Below are 18,741 nucleotides of genomic sequence, written 5' to 3'. Positions count from 1 at the left end.
CTGCAAATAGACCGGAAAATCGCATTGCGCCTGGATGTCGGCCCTGATGTCGCGGTGACGCCATTCGTCCATCACGTCGCGCGGGGCGCCGGCGGTATCGGCCCAGTTCCACAATTCGAACGGCATGGCGATGCCCAGCCCGGCGATGCGCTTGTCTTGCGCGGGCGTCAGCTCGCCGCGCATCTGCCGCATGCCGTTGCTGACGAAGTCCACCGTCTCGCGCGGCGCCGGGTAGCGATAGGAATGCTGTAGCATCGAACGGACATTGCCAAGGAAGTCGATCAACACCAGTTCAGCGCTGCGGCGGCCGATCTTCAGGCCGATGAAGAAAGCGCCTTCGGGATTGAGCGCCATCGGGATGGAAGGCTGGCCGATCTTGCCGCGCAACGGCGCCTGACGCAGCAGGAGGCTTTCTTCCTCCAGCTCGCGCATGATGACGGAAACCGTCTGCGCCGAAAGTCCGGTCATGCGGGCGATGTCGGATTTTGCCAGGCTGCCGTGTTGACGCACCAGCGACAGCACCAACCGCTCATTGTGGTCGCGCATGCCGCTCTGGTTGGTGCCGCGGTGAATGAGACTGTCATTCACCTCGGGCGAACCGTGCCTCGCAATGGCCGTTTCCACCCTGTTCCTCCCGTCGTTTCCCCTCAATGCTTTTGGGCCAGAATGGGTGAACGAAGCAATGCTGTCAATAATAAATAAGAGTGATTTAATTATTGACACGGGCTTCGGCCTGGTGTCTGTTAAGGCAGCGTCCACGCTGGGAGAATTTCGTTGGATGCGCTGCAGGTGCCGGTTGGCCGGCATCGGAATGGTTCCACTGGGAGGAAAATCGTGACCAATACAAAATTGTTGAAATCGACCGTGTTTGCCGCCGCGGCTCTGGGGCTGATGGCGTTTGCCTCGTCCGCATCCGCGGCCGGTGTCGGCGCCTGCCTGATCACCAAGACCGACACCAATCCCTTCTTCGTCAAGATGAAGGAAGGCGCGACCGCGAAGGCCAAGGAACTCGGCGTCGACCTCAAGACCTATGCCGGCAAGATCGACGGCGACAGCGAGAGCCAGGTCGCGGCGATCGAAAGCTGCATCGCCGATGGCGCCAAGGGTATCCTGATCACCGCATCCGACACCAAGGGCATCGTGCCGACCGTGAAGAAAGCGCGTGATGCCGGCCTGCTGGTGATCGCGCTCGACACGCCGCTCGATCCGATCGACGCCGCCGATGCGACCTTCGCGACGGACAATCTCGAAGCAGGCAAGCTGATCGGGGCCTGGGCCGCCGCCACGCTCGGCGACAAGGCCAAGGACGCCAAGATCGGCTTCCTTGACCTGACGCCTTCGCAGCCGACTGTCGACGTGCTGCGCGACCAAGGCTTCATGATGGGCTACGGCATCGATGTAAAAGATCCCAACAAGATCGGCGACGAGACCGATCCGCGCATCGTCGGCCATGACGTCACCAACGGCAACGAAGAGGGCGGCCGCAAGGCGATGGAGAACCTCCTGCAGAAGGACAACACCATCAACGTCATCCACACCATCAACGAGCCCGCCGCTGTCGGCGCCTACCAGGCGCTCAAGGCTGTCGGCCTCGAAAGCCAGGTGCTGATCGTTTCCGTCGACGGCGGCTGCCCCGGCGTGAAGTCGGTGGCCGAAGGTGTCATCGGCGCCACTTCGCAGCAATACCCGCTGCAGATGGCTGCACTCGGCATCGAGGCGATCGCCGCTTTTGCCAAGGACGGAACCAAGCCGAAGCCGACCGAAGGCAAGAACTTCTTCGACACCGGCGTCAACCTGGTGACCGACAAGCCGGCCACCGGCGTCAAGTCCATCGACACCAAGGAAGGCCTCGCCAAGTGCTGGGGCTGATGCCGTTCTGACCGGCATCCAAGGAACCTGAGCGGTCGGGGCTTGATCCCCGGCTGCTTCGGGTGGACGATGGCTCGCGTGACCGCGAACAATCCCGGCAGCAGACCGGAAAGGCGTGGACTGGCGTCGGCGTTTGGCTGAAGCCTACGGGGAGAAAACATGGCTCAAGCTCAGGAATTCGAGAAGGTTCTCTCGAGCAGCGACACCAGCGTTGCTGCTTTTGACGAGCACAAATCGGCCGTCAAGCGTATCCAGCATTTCTTGCATTCGACGCCGGCCGCGGTGCCGCTGATCGTCCTGGTTCTGGCGATCATCGTCTTCGGCATCACCATCGGTGGGCGTTTCTTTTCGTCCTACACGCTGACGCTTATCCTGCAGCAGATCGCCATCATCGGCATTCTGGGGGCTGCGCAGACATTGGTCATCCTGACCGCAGGCATCGACCTGTCGATTGGTGTGATCATGGTGATTTCAGCGGTGATCATGGGCAATTGCGCGGTCTCCTACGGCATGCCGAGCGCGCTCGCAGTGGCGATCGGGCTTGCCGCCGGCGCCGCCTGCGGGCTGCTCAACGGGGTGCTTGTCGCCTACATGAAGCTACCACCCTTCATCGTGACGCTTGGCACCTGGAACATCGTCATGGCCACGAACTTCATCTATTCGGCCAACGAGACGATCCGCGACACCGACGTCGATACCCAGGCGCCGCTGCTGCATCTCTTTGCCATCAGCTTCAAGGTCGGCACTGCGGTGCTGACGCTCGGCGTCATTGCCACGGTCCTGCTCGTGATGATCCTCTGGTACGTGCTCAATCACACGGCGTGGGGCCGCCATGTCTACGCCGTTGGCGATGACCAGGAGGCGGCGAAGCTGTCGGGCATCCAGACCAAGAAGGTGTTGATGACGGTCTACACCTTGGCCGGCCTGATCGCCGCTTTCGCGGCCTGGGTCTCCATTGGCCGCAACGGCTCGATCTCGCCGTCGGCTGCCGTCACCGACTACAATCTGCAGGCCATCACCGCGACGGTGATCGGCGGTATTTCCCTCTTCGGCGGACGCGGCTCCATCCTGGGCACGCTGTTCGGCGCGATGATCGTCGGCGTCGTTTCCATGGGCCTCAACATGCTGGGCGCCGATCCGCAATGGAAGGTGCTGCTCACCGGTGTGCTGATCATCGGCGCCGTGGCAGTCGACCAATGGATCAGAAAGGTGTCGGCATGACCATGACCCAGGAGCCCATCCTCACCGCGCGTGGCCTGATCAAGCGCTATGGCCGTGTCACCGCCCTCGACAATGCCGACTTCGACCTTTATCCCGGCGAAATCCTCGCCGTCATCGGCGACAACGGCGCCGGCAAGTCGTCGCTCATCAAGGCGATTTCCGGCGCGGCCGTGCCCGACGAAGGCGAGATCCGGCTTGAAGGCAAACCCGTCGCCTTTAAATCGCCGATGGAGGCACGCGAAGCCGGCATCGAGACCGTCTACCAGAATCTGGCACTGTCGCCGGCGCTCTCGATCGCCGATAACATGTTCCTTGGCCGCGAGATCCGCAAACCGGGTTTTCTGGGCGATTGGCTGCGTATGCTCGACCGTCCGGCGATGGAAAAGCGCGCCCGCGACAAGCTTACCGAGCTTGGCCTGATGACCATCCAGAACATCAGCCAGGCTGTGGAAACGCTCTCGGGGGGCCAGAGGCAGGGCGTTGCGGTGGCGCGCGCGGCCGCCTTCGGCAGTCGTGTGGTGATCATGGACGAGCCGACGGCCGCCCTTGGCGTCAAGGAAAGCCGCCGCGTGCTCGAGTTGATCCTCGACGTCAAGAAGCGCGGCCTGCCGATCGTGCTGATCTCGCACAACATGCCGCATGTGTTCGAAGTGGCCGACCGCATTCACATCCACCGGCTCGGCCGTCGCCTCTGCGTCATCGATCCCAAGCAATATACGATGTCCGATGCCGTGGCCTTCATGACCGGAGCAAAGGTTCCGCCCGAGGCAGCGCTGGCGGCCTGATACATGTCGCCCAAGTGCTGGAGGGTTGGCGGCACGGCAGGCACGGAACAGGAATTTGAAGCGCGTCGCGCGACCGTCTTGGCGCGTCACACTTGCGAATTGCCAAATTGCCGCAGGGGGCATGCCGGTTCGGGCATGTTTAAATCGATTGAATATATAGCGGTATCAGCTAGCATGGGCTGGGAGGAGCGATGAAAGCCGGTATGATCATGGCAACCGCACGAGAGGCATCATGACGAGCGCGATGACATCCGAACCCCTTCCTCCACTGCTCGAAAATCCTGATCCCAAGACACTCGCACGTGAAGTCTTGGTGGCCCTCAAATACCGGGTCGGCAAGGATACCGCCGTTGCGACCCAGTACGACTGGCTGACCGCCTCGATCAAGGTCGTGCGCGACCGGATCGTCGATCGCTGGATGCAGGCGACGAAGGAGGCGTACGATCAGAAGGAAAAACGCGTCTATTATCTGTCTCTGGAGTTCCTCATCGGCCGCCTGATGCGCGACGCCTTCTCCAATCTCGGCCTGATGGACAACATGCGCGAGGCCCTGTCGTCCCTGGGCGTCGATCTCGATCTCATCGCCGCACTCGAGCCGGATGCCGCACTTGGCAATGGCGGCCTCGGGCGGCTTGCGGCCTGCTTCATGGAAAGCATGGCGACCGTCGACATTCCCGCGCATGGCTACGGCATCCGCTATGCCAACGGCATGTTCCGCCAGGAGATTCACGACGGCTGGCAGGTCGAATTGCCTGAAACCTGGCTCGATCACGGCAACCCGTGGGAATTCGAACGCCGTGAGCGCTCGTTCGAGGTCGGTTTCGGCGGTTCGGTGGAATCGATCACCTCCAAGGACGGACGCCTCGAACGCCATGTCTGGAAGCCGACCGAGCATGTGCTGGCCGTCGCCTATGATACGCCCGTCGTCGGCTGGCGGGCCAACCGCGTCAACACGCTGCGGCTCTGGTCGGGCATGCCGGTCGATCCGATCCTGCTCGACAAGTTCAATGCCGGCGACCACATCGGCGCGCTCGCCGAAAGCAACAAGGCCGATGCCTTGTCGCGCGTGCTCTATCCCGCCGATTCCCACAAGGCCGGGCAGGAACTGCGGCTTCGGCAGGAATATTTCTTCTCCACCGCATCGCTGCAGGACATCGTTCAGCGCCATCTCAGCCAATATGGCGACCTGAAGTCCTTGCCCGACAAGGCTGCGATCCACCTGAACGACACCCATCCGGCCATCGCTGTGCCGGAGTTGATGCGCCTGTTGATGGACGTCCACGGCATGGACTTCGATCAGGCCTGGGACATCACCCAGCGCACCTTCGGCTACACCAACCACACGCTGCTGCCCGAGGCACTGGAAAGCTGGCCGGTGCCGCTGTTCGAGCGGCTTTTGCCGCGCCACATGCAGATCGTCTATGCCATCAACGCTGAAGTGCTTCTGGAGGCGCGTGCGTCCAACCAGTTCTCGGACGAGCAGATCGGCCGCATCTCGCTGATCCAGGAAAATGGCGACCGCCGGGTGCGCATGGGCAATCTGGCCTTTGTCGGTTCGCACTCGATCAACGGCGTTTCGGCGCTTCACACCGACCTGATGAAGGAGACGGTGTTCGCCGATCTGCACAAGCTCTATCCCGATCGCATCAACAACAAGACCAACGGCATCACGCCGCGGCGCTGGCTGATCCAGTGTAATCCCGGGCTGACGTCGCTTGCCCGCGAGGCGATCGGCGACCGCTTTCTCGATGACATCGACGCCATCAAGGATCTCGACGGTTTCGCCGGCGATGCCGCCTTTCGCGACAAGTTCGCCGCCGTCAAGCGAGCCAACAAGGCGCGGCTGGCCAACCTCGTCGCCGACCGGCTCGGCATCAAGGTCGATCCCTCGGCGCTTTTCGACATCCAGATCAAGCGTATCCATGAATACAAGCGCCAGCTTCTGAATATCCTCGAGGCGATTGCCCTCTACGACCAGATCCGCTCGCATCCCGAGCGCGACTGGATGCCGCGCGTGAAATTCTTCGGCGGCAAGGCGGCGCCCAGCTACCACAATGCCAAGCTGATCATCAAACTCGCCAACGATGTCGCCAAGGTCATCAACCGCGATCCGGCCGTGCGCGGTCTGCTGAAGGTGGTGTTCGTGCCGAACTACAATGTCAGCCTTGCCGAGATCATGATGCCGGCCGCCGATCTGTCCGAACAGATCTCGACCGCCGGCATGGAAGCGTCGGGCACCGGCAACATGAAGTTCGCGCTGAACGGTGCGCTGACCATCGGCACGCTCGACGGTGCCAATGTCGAGATCAAGGAATGCGTCGGCGACGACAACATCTTCATCTTCGGCCTGACCACCGCCGAGGTCGCCGAGCGGCGCAACAACGGCTACGATCCGCGCGCCGTCATCGAAGGCTCGCCTGAGCTGGCGCAAGCGGTTGCGGCTGTTTCGTCAGGCGTCTTCTCGCCGGACGATCCGGAGCGTTACCGCGATCTCATCAACGGTCTCTACAACAGCGACTGGTTCATGGTTGCCGCCGATTTCGATGCCTATGCCGCCGCCCAGCGTGAGGTCGATGCGGTCTGGCGCAACAGTCCCGACTGGTACGCCCGGGCAATCCGCAACGTTGCGCGTGTCGGCTGGTTCTCCTCCGATCGCACGATCCGCCAATATGCGAAAGAAATCTGGAACGTGCCTGTCTGATGTGATTGCATGAGGCCGCAAACAATGTGGTCCCGGTGATGTGAATTTGAATGTTGGATTTACATCACTAGAAACAAACACTTGGTGCCCGGGGAGGGACACTGCCTGATGAAGAAGCCGCGCGCGACCGCTGCGACAAGCGGGCCGGATGGACTGGCGCCAGCCGGCGATGTTGCGGCGATTGTTGCCGGCACGCACGGAGATCCCTTCGCCGTCCTTGGTGTCCATGAGGTCGGCAAGAGCCTGTATGCCCGGTGCTTTGTTCCGAATGCCGAATTCGTCACCGCCTACACGCTGACCGGCACCATCGCGGGTGAACTGTCCAGGCGCAACGATGGCGGCTTTTTCGAAGGCAAGCTCTCGATCAAGAAGCGGCAACCCCTGCGCTATCATGCCAGGAACGCCGGCGGCGACTGGTGGCTGACCGATCCCTATTCGTTCGGTCCGGTGCTGGGCCCGATGGACGATTACTACATCGCCCAAGGCTCGCATCTCAGGCTGTTCGATAAGCTCGGCGCCCATGTCATTGATCACGAAGGCGCCACCGGAGTGCATTTCGCCGTCTGGGCTCCCAATGCGCGGCGCGTCTCGGTGGTCGGCGACTTCAACGAGTGGGACGGCCGCCGGCACACCATGCGAGACCGCCGCGACACCGGCATCTGGGAACTGTTCATACCCGACATCGGTGCCGGACGACCCTACAAATACGAGATCATCGGCCCCGATGGTGTGAGGCTGCCGCTGAAGGCCGACCCGTTCGCCTTCAAATCCGAACTGCGTCCGGCTACTGCTTCGGTCGTGGCGGTGCCGCCGGCGCACGAGTGGGGCGACGAGGCGCATCGCAATTTCTGGCGCAATGCCGATCACCGGCGAGAAGCCATCTCGATCTACGAGGTCCATGCCGGCTCCTGGCAGCTTCGCGACGACGGAACGTTCCTGTCATGGGACGAGTTGGCCGACCGGCTGATCCCCTATGTGGTTGAGACCGGTTTCACCCACATCGAATTCATGCCGATCTCTGAACATCCCTACGACCCGTCCTGGGGCTACCAGACGACCGGCCTTTACGCGCCATCGGCCCGCTTTGGCGACCCGGACGGCTTTGCCCGTTTCGTCGATGGCGCCCACCGCGCCGGCGTCGGCGTCATCCTCGACTGGGTGCCGGCACATTTCCCGGTCGACGCGCATGGCCTGGCCAATTTCGATGGCACCGCGCTCTATGAACATGCCGATCCGCGCAAGGGTTTTCATCCCGACTGGAACACCGCGATCTACAATTTCGGCCGCCGCGAGGTGGTGTCGTTCCTGGTCAACAATGCGCTGTTCTGGGCCGAGAAATACCATGTCGACGGTTTGCGCGTCGACGCGGTCGCCTCGATGCTCTACCTCGACTATTCACGCAAGGCCGGCGAATGGATCCCCAACGAGAAGGGCGGCCGCGAGAATCTCGAGGCGGTCAGCTTCCTGCAGAAGATGAACAAGGAGGTCTACGGCCATCATCCGGGCGTCATGACCATAGCCGAGGAATCGACCTCATGGCCGAAGGTCTCGGCACCGGTGCATGAAGGCGGCCTCGGCTTCGGCTTCAAGTGGAATATGGGCTTCATGCACGACACGCTGGAGTATTTCTCCAAGGAGCCGATCTTCCGAAAGCACCACCACAACGACCTCACCTTCGGCCTGACCTACGCCTTCTCGGAGAATTTCGTGCTGCCGCTCTCGCATGACGAGGTTGTGCACGGCAAAGGCACGTTGCTTGGCAAGATGGCCGGCGACGACTGGCAGAAGTTTGCGACGCTACGCGCCTACTACGCTTTCATGTGGGGCTATCCCGGCAAGAAGCTGCTTTTCATGGGGCAGGAGTTCGCGCAGCGCCGCGAATGGAGCGAGGCGCGCGCGCTCGACTGGAACCTGCTTGAATTCCGGCCGCATCGCGGCGTTTGGCAGACGGTGCGCGATCTCAACTATCTCTACCGTTCGCGCCCGGCGCTGCATGGCCGCGACTGCGAACCGGAAGGGTTTTCCTGGCTGATCGTCGACGACAGCCAGAATTCGGTTTTTGCCTGGCTGCGCAGCGCGCCGGGCGGCAGCCCGGTGGCCGTCATTTCCAATTTCACGCCGGTGCCGCGCGATAATTATCGCGTGCCGTTGCCGACATCAGGCAAATGGCGCGAGATCATCAACACCGACGCTTCTGAATATGGCGGTTCCGGCAAGGGCAATGGCGGCATGGTCGAGGCACGGGCGGAGGAAGGAAGCATCGCCGCGACGATGCTCTTGCCGCCGCTGTCCACGATCATGCTCGAGCTCGTCGCCGACTGAACCCATCGACACTGAGTAACATGTCGAGATCGAGTAACTTGGGAGGGTAGAAATGGCAGACTTGAAACGGACCCAGCCGCTGGCGCGCGATGCCATGGCCTATGTATTGGCCGGCGGCCGTGGCAGCCGCCTCAAGGAACTGACCGACCGGCGTGCCAAGCCGGCCGTCTATTTCGGCGGCAAGACGCGCATCATCGACTTCGCGCTCTCCAACGCGCTTAACTCCGGCATTCGACGCCTCGGCGTTGCCACCCAGTACAAGGCACATTCGCTGATCCGTCATTTGCAGCGCGGCTGGAACTTCCTGCGCCCAGAGCGAAACGAAAGCTTCGACATCCTGCCGGCCAGCCAGCGCGTCTCGGAAACGCAGTGGTATGAGGGCACGGCTGACGCCGTCTATCAGAACATCGACATCATCGAGGCCTACGGACCCGAATACATGGTCATCCTGGCTGGCGACCACATCTACAAGATGGACTACGAGATGATGCTTCGCCAGCACGTCGACGCCAATGCCGACGTCACCGTTGGCTGCCTCGAAGTGCCGCGCATGGAAGCCACCGGCTTCGGCGTCATGCATGTCGATGGCAAGGACAACATCATCGCCTTCGTCGAAAAGCCCGCCGATCCGCCCGGCATTCCCGATAAGCCGGAGTTTGCCTTGGCCTCGATGGGCATTTACGTCTTCAAGACCAAGTTTCTGATGGAGCAGTTGCGCCGCGATGCGGCCGAGCCGGGCTCGAGCCGCGACTTCGGCAAGGACATCATCCCCTATATCGTCCAGCACGGTAAGGCGATCGCGCACCGCTTCGCCAAGTCCTGCGTCCGTTCGACCGCCGAGAACGAGGCCTACTGGCGCGACGTCGGAACGGTCGACGCCTATTGGGAAGCCAATATCGACCTGACCGATATCACGCCGGAACTCGACCTCTACGACCGCGACTGGCCGATCTGGACCTATGCCGAATTGAAGCCGCCGGCAAAGTTCGTGCATGACGAGGATGGCCGCCGCGGTTCGGCTGTGTCTTCGCTGGTTTCGGGCGATTGCATCGTCTCGGGGGCTTCGCTGAAAAAAAGCCTGATCTTCACCGGCGCGCGCATCAATTCCTATTCGACGCTCGAAGAAGTCGTCATGCTGCCCGACGTTCATGTCGGCCGGAACGCAAAGTTGAAGCGCGTGGTCATCGACCATGGTGTTAGGATACCGGAAGGGCTGGTGGTCGGCGAAGATCCTATTCTCGACGCCAAGCGCTTCCGCGTTTCCGAAAAGGGCATCTGCCTGGTCACCCAGGACATGATCGACAAGCTGGGGCTCTGACGCATGCAGGTTCTGTCGGTCACGCCGGAAATTTTCCCGCTCATCAAGACCGGTGGGCTTGCCGACGTGACCGGCGCGCTGCCCATTGCCTTGGCGGCCAAGGGCGTGACCGTGCGCACGCTCATGCCCGGCTTTCCGACCGTCATGGCTGCCTTCAAGAAAAAGCGGGCGGTTCTGCAATACCCCTTGCTGCAGGGCGGCAAGGCCTCTGTCCATTCCGTCCAACTCGCCGGGCTCGAACTGTTCGTGCTCGATGCGCCGCATCTGTTCGACCGTCCCGGCGGCCCCTATGGCAATGCGACCGGCGTCGACTGGCCAGACAATTGGCGGCGTTTCGCGGCGTTGAGCCAGGTCGGCGGCGACATCGCCGGCGGCGCCATCTCGGGCTACCAGCCCGACATCGTGCACGCCCATGACTGGCAGTCGGCGATGACGCTGGCCTATATGCGCTATGGCAAGGCGGTCGGCGTGCCTTCGATGATGACCGTCCACAACCTCGCCTTCCAGGGCCAGTTCGGCGCCGGCATTTTCGGCGAGCTTGGCTTGCCGGCGGCGGCGATGGCGCTCGACGGCGTCGAATATTATGGTGGTGTCGGCTTCCTCAAGGCGGGCCTGCAGGCCGCCTGGGCGATCACCACGGTCAGTCCGACCTACGCGCAGGAAATCCGCTCGCCCGAATTCGGCATGGGCCTCGACGGCCTCATCAACATGCGCTCCAGCGATCTCCATGGCATCGTCAACGGCATCGACACCGGCATCTGGGATCCGGAAACCGACAAGCATCTGGTGTCCAACTACACGGGCAGCACGCTGAAGGCGCGCGCACCCAACAGGGCTGCCGTGGAGGATCGCTTCAGCCTTGAGCGCGATGACAGCCCGATCGTCTGCGTGGTCAGCCGCCTGACCTGGCAAAAGGGCATGGACATATTGGCGCTGGTGGTCGACGGCATTGTCGCGACGGGTGCGCGGCTCGCCATCCTGGGATCGGGCGATGCCGGTCTCGAAGGCGCGCTGCTTGCCGCCGCCGCCAGGCATCGCGGCCGCATCGGCGTCGTCGTCGGCTACGACGAGGGGCTGTCGCACATCATGCAGGGCGGCTGCGACGCCATCGTCATCCCCTCGCGCTTCGAACCGTGCGGGCTGACGCAGCTTTACGGCCTGCGCTATGGCTGCGTGCCGGTGGTCGCGCGCACCGGCGGCCTCGCCGACACGGTCATCGACGCCAATGAGGCTGCCGTCTCTGCCGGCGTCGCCACCGGCTTCCAGTTCGCGCCCAACAATGGCGGCGCCTTGCTGCACGCTATCCGCCGCCTCGTCGACGCCCATGCCAGTCCGACGGTCTGGGAATCACTGCAGCGCCAGGGCATGAAAGCCGATGTGTCGTGGGACAAGAGCGCGGAAAAATACGTCGAACTCTATCGTTCGCTGCTTTCGAAAAGGGTTGCCTGAAGCATGATACGGACCGTTCCCACCAAGCCTTATTCCGACCAGAAGCCCGGCACGTCGGGCCTGCGCAAGAAGGTGCCTGTCTTTCAGCAGGAGCACTATGCCGAGAATTTCATCCAGTCGATCTTCGACGCGCTCGACGGTTTCAAGGGCAAGACCCTGGTGATCGGTGGCGACGGCCGCTTCTACAACCGCGAGGTCATCCAGAAGGCCATCGCCATCGCAGCCGCCAACGGCTTCGGCAAGGTGATGGTCGGGCAGGGCGGCATCCTGTCGACGCCAGCCGCTTCGCATGTCATCCGCAAATACAAGACCTTCGGCGGCATCATCCTGTCGGCCAGCCACAATCCGGGCGGCCCGCATGAGGATTTCGGCATCAAGTACAATGCCGGCAATGGCGGCCCGGCGCCGGAAAAGCTCACCGACGCGATCTTCGAAAAGACCAAGGCGATTTCGAGCTTCAAGATCGCCGATATCGATCCGATCGACATCGACACAACAGGCACGGTCAAGGCCGCCGGCATGACGGTCGAGATCATCGATCCGGTCGTGGACTATGCCGCGCTGATGGAAAGCCTGTTCGATTTCGACGCCCTGCGCAAACTCTTCAAGTCCGGCTTCCGCATGCGCTTCGACGCCATGCACGCGGTGACCGGTCCCTACGCCAAGGAGATCCTGGAAAACCGGCTCGGCGCGCCCAATGGCACCTGCCGCAATTTCAAGCCGCTGCCGGATTTCGGCGGCCATCACCCGGACCCTAACCTCGTCCATGCCAAGCACCTCTATGACGAGATGATGGGACCGGACGCACCGGATTTCGGCGCCGCCTCGGATGGCGATGGCGACCGCAATCTGATCATCGGCAAGGGCATTTTCGTCACCCCGTCGGATTCGGTCGCCATGCTCGCCGCCAATGCGCGTCTGGCGCCCGGCTACAAGGCCGGTTTGAAAGGCATTGCACGCTCGATGCCGACCAGTGGCGCGGCCGATCGCGTTGCTGAAAAACTCGGCGTCGGCATCTATGAGACTCCGACCGGCTGGAAATTCTTCGGCAATCTGCTCGATGCCGACATGGCGACGATCTGCGGTGAAGAGAGTGCCGGCACCGGCTCCAACCATGTCCGCGAAAAGGACGGCCTGTGGGCGGTGCTTTTGTGGCTCAACATCCTCGCCGCGCGTGGCGAAAGCTGCAAGCAGATCGTCACCGAGCACTGGGCGACCTACGGTCGCAACTACTATTCGCGGCATGATTATGAAGAGGTCGAGAGCGACCGCGCCAACGCGCTGGTCGACGAACTGCGTGCCAAGCTCGGCTCGCTGCCTGGCACCAGCGTGCGCGGCCTGAAAATCGCCAGTGCCGACGATTTTGCCTATCACGATCCGGTCGACGGTTCGATCAGCGAGCATCAGGGCATCAGGGTTCTGTTCGAAGGTGGTTCGCGGGTCGTCTTTCGGCTGTCCGGCACCGGCACGTCGGGCGCGACGTTGCGCGTCTACATCGAGCGCTACGAGCCGGACAAGTCTCGGCACGATCTCGACACCCAGGCCGCCCTTGCCGATCTGATTGCCGCGGCTGACGATATTGCCGGGATTCACAGCCATACCGGCCGCCCCAAGCCGAGCGTGATCACTTGAGAGTGGCTGCGCGCGTTTCACCTTCTCCCCTTGTGGGAGAAGGTGGCCGAGCGAAGCTCGGTCGGATGAGGGGTGCTCCAGCTTGGCGCAAACCGATGTCCAGATCACTAACGCCGCGTTCCTTTCAACACCCCTCATCCGTCTCGGCGCTGCGCGCCGATCCACCTTCTCCCGCGAGGGGAGAAGGTGAGGCGCGGGCATGACCCAGCTCGGCGCCACAGTCACCCGCGAAGGCATCCGCTTTGCCGCCTGGTCGCAGGCCGCCCGTCGGCTTTGGGTCTCGATCTTCGACGAGCAGGGCATGCGGGAAATCGAACGGCTCGAACTGCAGCGGGAAGGCGAGGGCGTCCACGCGCTGTTCGTTGCAGGTCTTGGCTCCGGAACCCGCTACGGTTTCCGCGCCGACGGGGACTATGCGCCGGAGCATGGACTGTGGTTCGACCCCGACAAATTGCTGACCGATCCCTACGCCGTCGAGATTGACAGGCCTTATGCCTATGACTGGCGGCTGGCCGATCGCCGGGGCGAGGGGGGCGATACCGCGTCGCTGATGCCGAAGGCGATCGCGGCTGCGCTACCGAAGCCTGTGCAGGCTGCGCCGCCGCTCTTCCGCGCCGGCGGCCTGGTCTACGAAATTCCGGTGCGCGCCTTCACCATGCTGCATTCGGACGTTCCCGAAAAATTGCGCGGAACAGTCGCCGCACTTGCTCAACCGGCGATCGTCGAGCACCTGAAAAAACTCGGCGTTGGCGCGGTCGAATTGATCCCGGTGACCGCGTCGATCGACGAACGGCATCTGCCGCCGCTCGGGCTGCGCAACGCCTGGGGCTACAATCCCGTGACGTTCATGGCCCTCGATCCGCGCCTTGCGCCGGGCGGCATCATGGAACTGCGAAACACGGTCGCTGTGCTGCGCCAGGCTGGTATCGGCGTCATCCTCGACCTCGTCTTCAACCACACCGGCGAGAGCGACAGGCTTGGTCCCACGCTGTCGCTGCGCGGCTTCGACAACCAGGCCTACTACCGGCACACACCTGATGGCAGGCTGGCCAACGACACCGGTACCGGCAACACAGTCGCTTGCGACCATCCTGTGGTCCAGGAGATGGTCCTCGACACGCTTCGCCATTTCGTCAGGGATGCCGGTGTCGATGGCTTCCGCTTCGACCTCGCTCCCATTCTGGGGCGGGTCGAGGGCACATTCGATGCCGAGGCGCCGCTGCTGAGAGCGATGCGCGATGACGCACTGCTGGCCGATCGCGTGTTGATCGCCGAGCCGTGGGACATCGGCCCCGACGGCTATCAGCTCGGCAATTTTCCAGCGCCCTTCCTCGAATGGAACGACAAGTATCGCGACGATGTAAGACGGTTCTGGCGTGGCGACGCCGGCATGGTCGGCGCCCTGGCGACCCGGCTCGCCGGTTCGTCAGATGTGTTTGCCGCGAACGGGCAAGGCGCCAGCCGCAGTGTCAATTTCATCGCCGCCCATGACGGCATGACGCTCGCCGACATCGTGCGCTACGAGCGCAAGCACAACGAAGCCAATGGCGAGCAGAACCGCGACGGCCACAATGAAAACCTGTCCTGGAACAACGGCGTGGAAGGTGATGCGGACAACCCGGCCGTGGCAGCGGCTCGCCAGAACGACCAGCGCGCTCTGCTCGCCGCGCTGTTTGCCTCGCGCGGCACCATCATGCTGACCGCGGGCGACGAATTCGGCCGCACCCAGCAAGGCAACAACAACGCCTATGCCCAGGACAACGAGATCACCTGGCTCGACTGGGCCGGCCGCGACCAGGCGCTGGAGCGCTACACGGCGGAACTCTCGAGGCTGCGCCGATCGATGCCGGCGCTTTCCGACACAAGCTTCCTCACTGGCCAGCCGCCGGCAGGTTCGGAGATACCGGACGTCGCATGGCTTGCTGAGACGGGCGCGCCGCTCGATGAACAGAGCTGGCAGGATCCGCAGCGGCACCGTCTTGTCATGGTCCTGAGTGGCGCCAGCGATGACGACCGCCGTCTTGCGGTGCTTGTCAACGGCGATCGCCGGGCCTGCATGTTCACCTTGCCTGAACGAGACGGATTCTTCTGGGCCCCAGCTATCGAAGCGCCGGATGCGGCGGATATCTCGCGGCCAATATCCGGGCGGACGATGATCTTCATGATCGAACGAGCGCAGGCCGGCACAAGGGAGAAGCGCAATGGCGGCGAGTGACAAGAAGGGATGGTGGCGCGGTTGCGCCATCTACCAGATCTATCCGCGCTCCTTCCAGGACACGACCGGCGATGGCAGCGGCGATCTCGCCGGTATCACATCGAGGCTCGCCCATGTCGCCTCGCTCGGTGTCGGCGCCATCTGGCTGTCGCCTTTCTTCAAGTCGCCGATGGCCGATATGGGCTACGACGTGTCGGACTACTGCGATGTCGATCCGATGTTCGGCACGCTCGAGGATTTCGATGCGCTGGTCGCCGAGGCGCATCGTCTCGGCCTGAAGATCATCATCGACCAGGTGCTGTCGCATTCATCCGACAAGCACGACTGGTTTGTCGAAAGCCGCGCCAGCCGCGATAACCCCAAAGCCGACTGGTATGTCTGGGCCGATACCAAGCCAGATGGCAGCGCGCCAAACAACTGGCTCTCCGTCTTCGGTGGCCCGGCCTGGGAATGGGATTCTACCCGCCGGCAGTATTACATGCACAATTTCCTCCCCTCGCAGCCCGATCTGAATTTCCACAATCCGGAGGTTCAGGACGCGCTTCTGGAAACTGTGCGCTTCTGGCTGGAGCGCGGCGTCGACGGTTTTCGGCTCGATACGGTCAATTACTATGTCCACGACCGCTGGTTGCGCAGCAATCCACCCTTGGCATCAAGCGTCGCCGGCACCAACAGCGAGACCAACACCTACCTTTACCAGGAGCACCTGTTCGACAAGACGCAGCCGGAAAACCTGGCGTTCCTGCGCCGCTTCAGGGCGCTGCTCGACGAATATGACGACCGCGCCGCCGTCGGCGAGATCGGCGATGAAGGCCGCTCGCTGCAGACGCTCGCGGCCTACACTTCAGGCGGCGACAAGCTGCATATGTGTTACACCTTCGACCTGCTCGGTCCGCAGTTCTCGGCTGCGCATGTGCGTGGCTGCGTCGAAGCCTTCGAGGCGGCCGTCTCCGACGGCTGGGTCTGCTGGGCCTTCTCCAACCATGACGTGGCGCGCCATGTCAGCCGCTGGACAAGGCCGGACAGCGAGCCCGACGCGGTCGCAAGATTCTCGATCATGCTGCTCGCCTGCCTGCGCGGCTCGATCTGCCTCTACGAGGGCGAGGAACTCGGGCTGGAGGAGGCGGAGCTGGCCTATGAAGATCTGCGCGATCCCGTCGGCATCCGCTTCTGGCCAGGCGTCAAGGGCAGGGATGGGTGCCGCACGCCGATGGTGTGGGAGGCCGGCGCCGACAATGCAGGCTTCTCCACGGCCAGGCCCTGGCTGCCGATACCGGCCAGCCATCGCGCTCGCGCCGTTGACGTCCAGAATGCCGACACGGTCTCTGTGCTCGCGTCCTACCGGGCTGCGCTGGCCTTGCGCGGGGAGCATGAGGCGCTGATATCCGGCTCGATCCGCTTTCTCGACGCCAAGGGTGACCTGCTCGCTTTCATCCGCGACGGCGGCGGTGAAAGACTGCTCTGTGTCTTCAATTTCGCCGGAGGACCGGCCAATTGGCCGTTGCCGGGGGACATCGGAGCGGTTGCGCAGCTGGATGGCAATGCCGCGGTCGTCGAGACTGAGCTTTTGCTGCCAGCGCTCGGAGCCTTTTTGGGCAGGCTCGACTGATATCCCGACGTTACTGCACCAGCACGGCACGTCCGCATGTCGCGCCGGTGACCCGGACATCGGCCACGCCGAGATGCACGCCGAGCGTATCGAGTAGATTGTAAAGCAATGTGTCGACTGGTGCGGTCACGGTTTTCAGAAGCGTCGTCACAGCTGGCTTCACGGTGCCGAGCAACGCCGTTACGTCAAGCCCGAGGATACCAAGCGCATTGACGGAAAGCGACAACTTGTCGACCAGTGACGTTGTCAGCGTCTGGGTAATGTCCCGTGTCGGCGTCGTCTTGATGGTTTTGGCGGCGATCTCGGTTTTGTTGAAGACCAGGTTGGTCGGGCTGACGTTGGTGATGTCGGCACCCGCCGAACCCTTCACCAGTATTAGCGGGATTTTTAGCAGCAGCAGATTGAGGCTGACATCCGCGATGTTGGCGTCGGAGAACGACTGCGGGTTGCTGAAATCCGCGAAGGCGGTGGGGCTGTTATCGGCATCGCTGGCGGCAAGGTTCACCGCCGCGATGCCGGGCTTCGCGGCAATGGTAACCTTCAGGCTGTCGGGGCCGGTCGGGCAGTTGATGTCGGTCAGCTTGGCCTCGGCGTAGGCTACTTCGACATTCAGCGGCAGCTTGACCGACAGCAGGCTGATACCGCCGCCCAGGTTTGGGTTGCCGACGCCGACCGTGACAAGCAGCTTAATGCGCGTTTGCGCGGTGCGAACCACGGTGCCGGCTTCTCCAACCGCCAGCCATGGCGAGGATTGCGGTGGTTCGCCGATGGCGATGGCGAGCGTGGTCGACAGCACCCCGGGAATGGTGGCTCCGAGGGCGACGTCGACCTGTTTTGAACCGTTTGCCAGTCCGGCGGCGGCCGTCAGCATTCCCAAGGCGCTGGCGTCGACGCCGAGGCCGGCGGGCCTTTGGCCGAGGCCCAACTTGCCGACGGAGCCGAGATCGACCAGATGACTGAGCGGGATCTGGACCGTGCTGGTCGACTTGGACGCGATCGTCTGCAGGGCGACCTTGGCCGTGTTGCCAAGCCCAGGCACATTGGCCATGGCCGTGGCGATCTGGCCGACGGTCGCCTTCGATGCCAGCACATCCGAATACGAGACGCCGGTCAGGTTCAGCTGTGTGGCAAGGCCGTCCACGAAGGAGAGCACGCTCACATCCGCGGAGATCAGCGCGTTGTAGTCCATGACACTGAGCGAGATGTTGCTGCCGAGCAGTCCGCCGAGAAGCGCGTTGAGGATACCGCCATCGAGGCTGGCGAGCCTCGATCCGACCGAGAATGTCGCCTGTGGCGTCATGCTGGCGGTGGCTTGGGTGCCGATGACGGGAGTGGGGATCAGGGAACTCGCGAAATAGCGGGCGGGGATCTTCTTCAGGGTGACACGGACGGCATTGTAGGGGGTTATGCTGGCCTGGAAACGCTGGCCCACATTGGCCCCGGATGCCACATATCGCCCGGGCGTGACCGTCACGACGGTTTTGCCGACCGCCGGCTCGATCGTCTGTCCCGAGCTTTGAACGACAACCCCTGGCATGCCGTTGTCGGTCAGCGTGGTAACGACCGCTGTATTGACATTGGTCATGTTCGAGGCGGCGGTGATCGCCGCCAGATCCACCA

General features: G+C 62.8%; 12 protein-coding genes. 10 read left to right on the top strand and 2 right to left on the bottom strand.

The features are described from left to right. Positions 1-624 (bottom strand): ROK family transcriptional regulator (locus tag EN879_RS03830; protein WP_164774309.1); only part of this gene is annotated, 624 nt, incomplete at its 3' end. Positions 625-852: 228 nt separating this feature from the next. Between EN879_RS03830 and EN879_RS03825 the strand changes: the two genes are divergently transcribed. The 10 genes from EN879_RS03825 to EN879_RS03780 all read left to right on the top strand — a co-directional run bounded on the left by EN879_RS03825 (position 853) and on the right by EN879_RS03780 (position 17,121). Further along, positions 853-1,869: a sugar ABC transporter substrate-binding protein gene (locus EN879_RS03825; RefSeq protein ID WP_024503693.1), complete on the top strand. Its 1,017-nt coding sequence runs from the start codon at positions 853-855 to the stop codon at positions 1,867-1,869. 159 nt (positions 1,870-2,028) lie between these two features. Next, positions 2,029-3,090: an ABC transporter permease gene (locus EN879_RS03820; RefSeq protein ID WP_013532703.1), complete on the top strand. Its 1,062-nt coding sequence runs from the start codon at positions 2,029-2,031 to the stop codon at positions 3,088-3,090. Continuing rightward, on the top strand, positions 3,066-3,875 hold the full coding sequence (locus tag EN879_RS03815; RefSeq protein ID WP_224621066.1) for an ATP-binding cassette domain-containing protein: 810 nt from the start codon (positions 3,066-3,068) through the stop codon (positions 3,873-3,875). Before EN879_RS03820 ends, EN879_RS03815 begins: the two co-directional genes overlap by 25 nt. Before the next feature lie 232 nt (positions 3,876-4,107). Next, positions 4,108-6,576 carry a glycogen/starch/alpha-glucan phosphorylase gene (locus tag EN879_RS03810; protein ID WP_013532701.1) on the top strand — a complete coding sequence of 823 codons (2,469 nt, stop codon included), beginning with the start codon at positions 4,108-4,110 and terminating at the stop codon, positions 6,574-6,576. Between the two features lie 108 nt (positions 6,577-6,684). Then, positions 6,685-8,898 carry a 1,4-alpha-glucan branching protein GlgB gene (gene glgB / locus EN879_RS03805; RefSeq protein ID WP_013532700.1) on the top strand — a complete coding sequence of 738 codons (2,214 nt, stop codon included), beginning with the start codon at positions 6,685-6,687 and terminating at the stop codon, positions 8,896-8,898. Between the two features lie 52 nt (positions 8,899-8,950). Continuing rightward, complete coding sequence (gene glgC / locus EN879_RS03800; RefSeq protein WP_013532699.1) at positions 8,951-10,216, top strand: glucose-1-phosphate adenylyltransferase; 1,266 nt, start codon at positions 8,951-8,953, stop codon at positions 10,214-10,216. Between the two features lie 3 nt (positions 10,217-10,219). After that, positions 10,220-11,665, top strand: a complete 1,446-nt coding sequence (gene glgA / locus EN879_RS03795; RefSeq protein WP_013532698.1) for a glycogen synthase GlgA — start codon at positions 10,220-10,222, stop codon at positions 11,663-11,665. A 3-nt stretch (positions 11,666-11,668) separates the two neighbouring features. Continuing rightward, positions 11,669-13,297 (top strand): alpha-D-glucose phosphate-specific phosphoglucomutase, encoded by a 1,629-nt coding sequence (locus EN879_RS03790; RefSeq protein WP_013532697.1) that lies wholly within the window; start codon positions 11,669-11,671, stop codon positions 13,295-13,297. 199 nt (positions 13,298-13,496) lie between these two features. After that, entirely contained in the window at positions 13,497-15,512 is a 2,016-nt protein-coding gene (gene glgX, locus EN879_RS03785; RefSeq protein WP_013532696.1) for a glycogen debranching protein GlgX, read from the top strand. After that, positions 15,499-17,121, top strand: a complete 1,623-nt coding sequence (locus EN879_RS03780; protein WP_013532695.1) for an alpha-glucosidase family protein — start codon at positions 15,499-15,501, stop codon at positions 17,119-17,121. The genes glgX and EN879_RS03780 overlap by 14 nt, the downstream gene beginning before the upstream one ends. Positions 17,122-17,131: 10 nt before the next feature. On the opposite strand, the gene EN879_RS03775 is transcribed toward EN879_RS03780, so the two are convergent. Then, a partial coding sequence (locus EN879_RS03775; protein ID WP_127273953.1) for a TadG family pilus assembly protein occupies positions 17,132-18,741 on the bottom strand: 1,610 nt, incomplete at its 5' end.

It is taken from the genome of Mesorhizobium sp. M7A.F.Ca.AU.002.02.1.1 (assembly GCF_003998535.1).
GTDB classification, from domain to species: Bacteria; Pseudomonadota; Alphaproteobacteria; order Rhizobiales; family Rhizobiaceae; genus Mesorhizobium; species Mesorhizobium ciceri.
This window is presented reverse-complemented; position numbering and strand designations above follow the sequence as displayed.

Coding starts and splice junctions, on each gene's coding strand:
- EN879_RS03820 (WP_013532703.1), top strand. CDS start 2,029: ATGGCTCAAGCTCAGGAATTCGAGAAGGTTCTCTCGAGCAGCGACACC.
- EN879_RS03815 (WP_224621066.1), top strand. CDS start 3,066: ATGGATCAGAAAGGTGTCGGCATGACCATGACCCAGGAGCCCATCCTC.
- EN879_RS03810 (WP_013532701.1), top strand. CDS start 4,108: ATGACGAGCGCGATGACATCCGAACCCCTTCCTCCACTGCTCGAAAAT.
- glgB (WP_013532700.1), top strand. CDS start 6,685: ATGAAGAAGCCGCGCGCGACCGCTGCGACAAGCGGGCCGGATGGACTG.
- glgC (WP_013532699.1), top strand. CDS start 8,951: ATGGCAGACTTGAAACGGACCCAGCCGCTGGCGCGCGATGCCATGGCC.
- glgA (WP_013532698.1), top strand. CDS start 10,220: ATGCAGGTTCTGTCGGTCACGCCGGAAATTTTCCCGCTCATCAAGACC.
- EN879_RS03790 (WP_013532697.1), top strand. CDS start 11,669: ATGATACGGACCGTTCCCACCAAGCCTTATTCCGACCAGAAGCCCGGC.
- glgX (WP_013532696.1), top strand. CDS start 13,497: ATGACCCAGCTCGGCGCCACAGTCACCCGCGAAGGCATCCGCTTTGCC.
- EN879_RS03780 (WP_013532695.1), top strand. CDS start 15,499: ATGGCGGCGAGTGACAAGAAGGGATGGTGGCGCGGTTGCGCCATCTAC.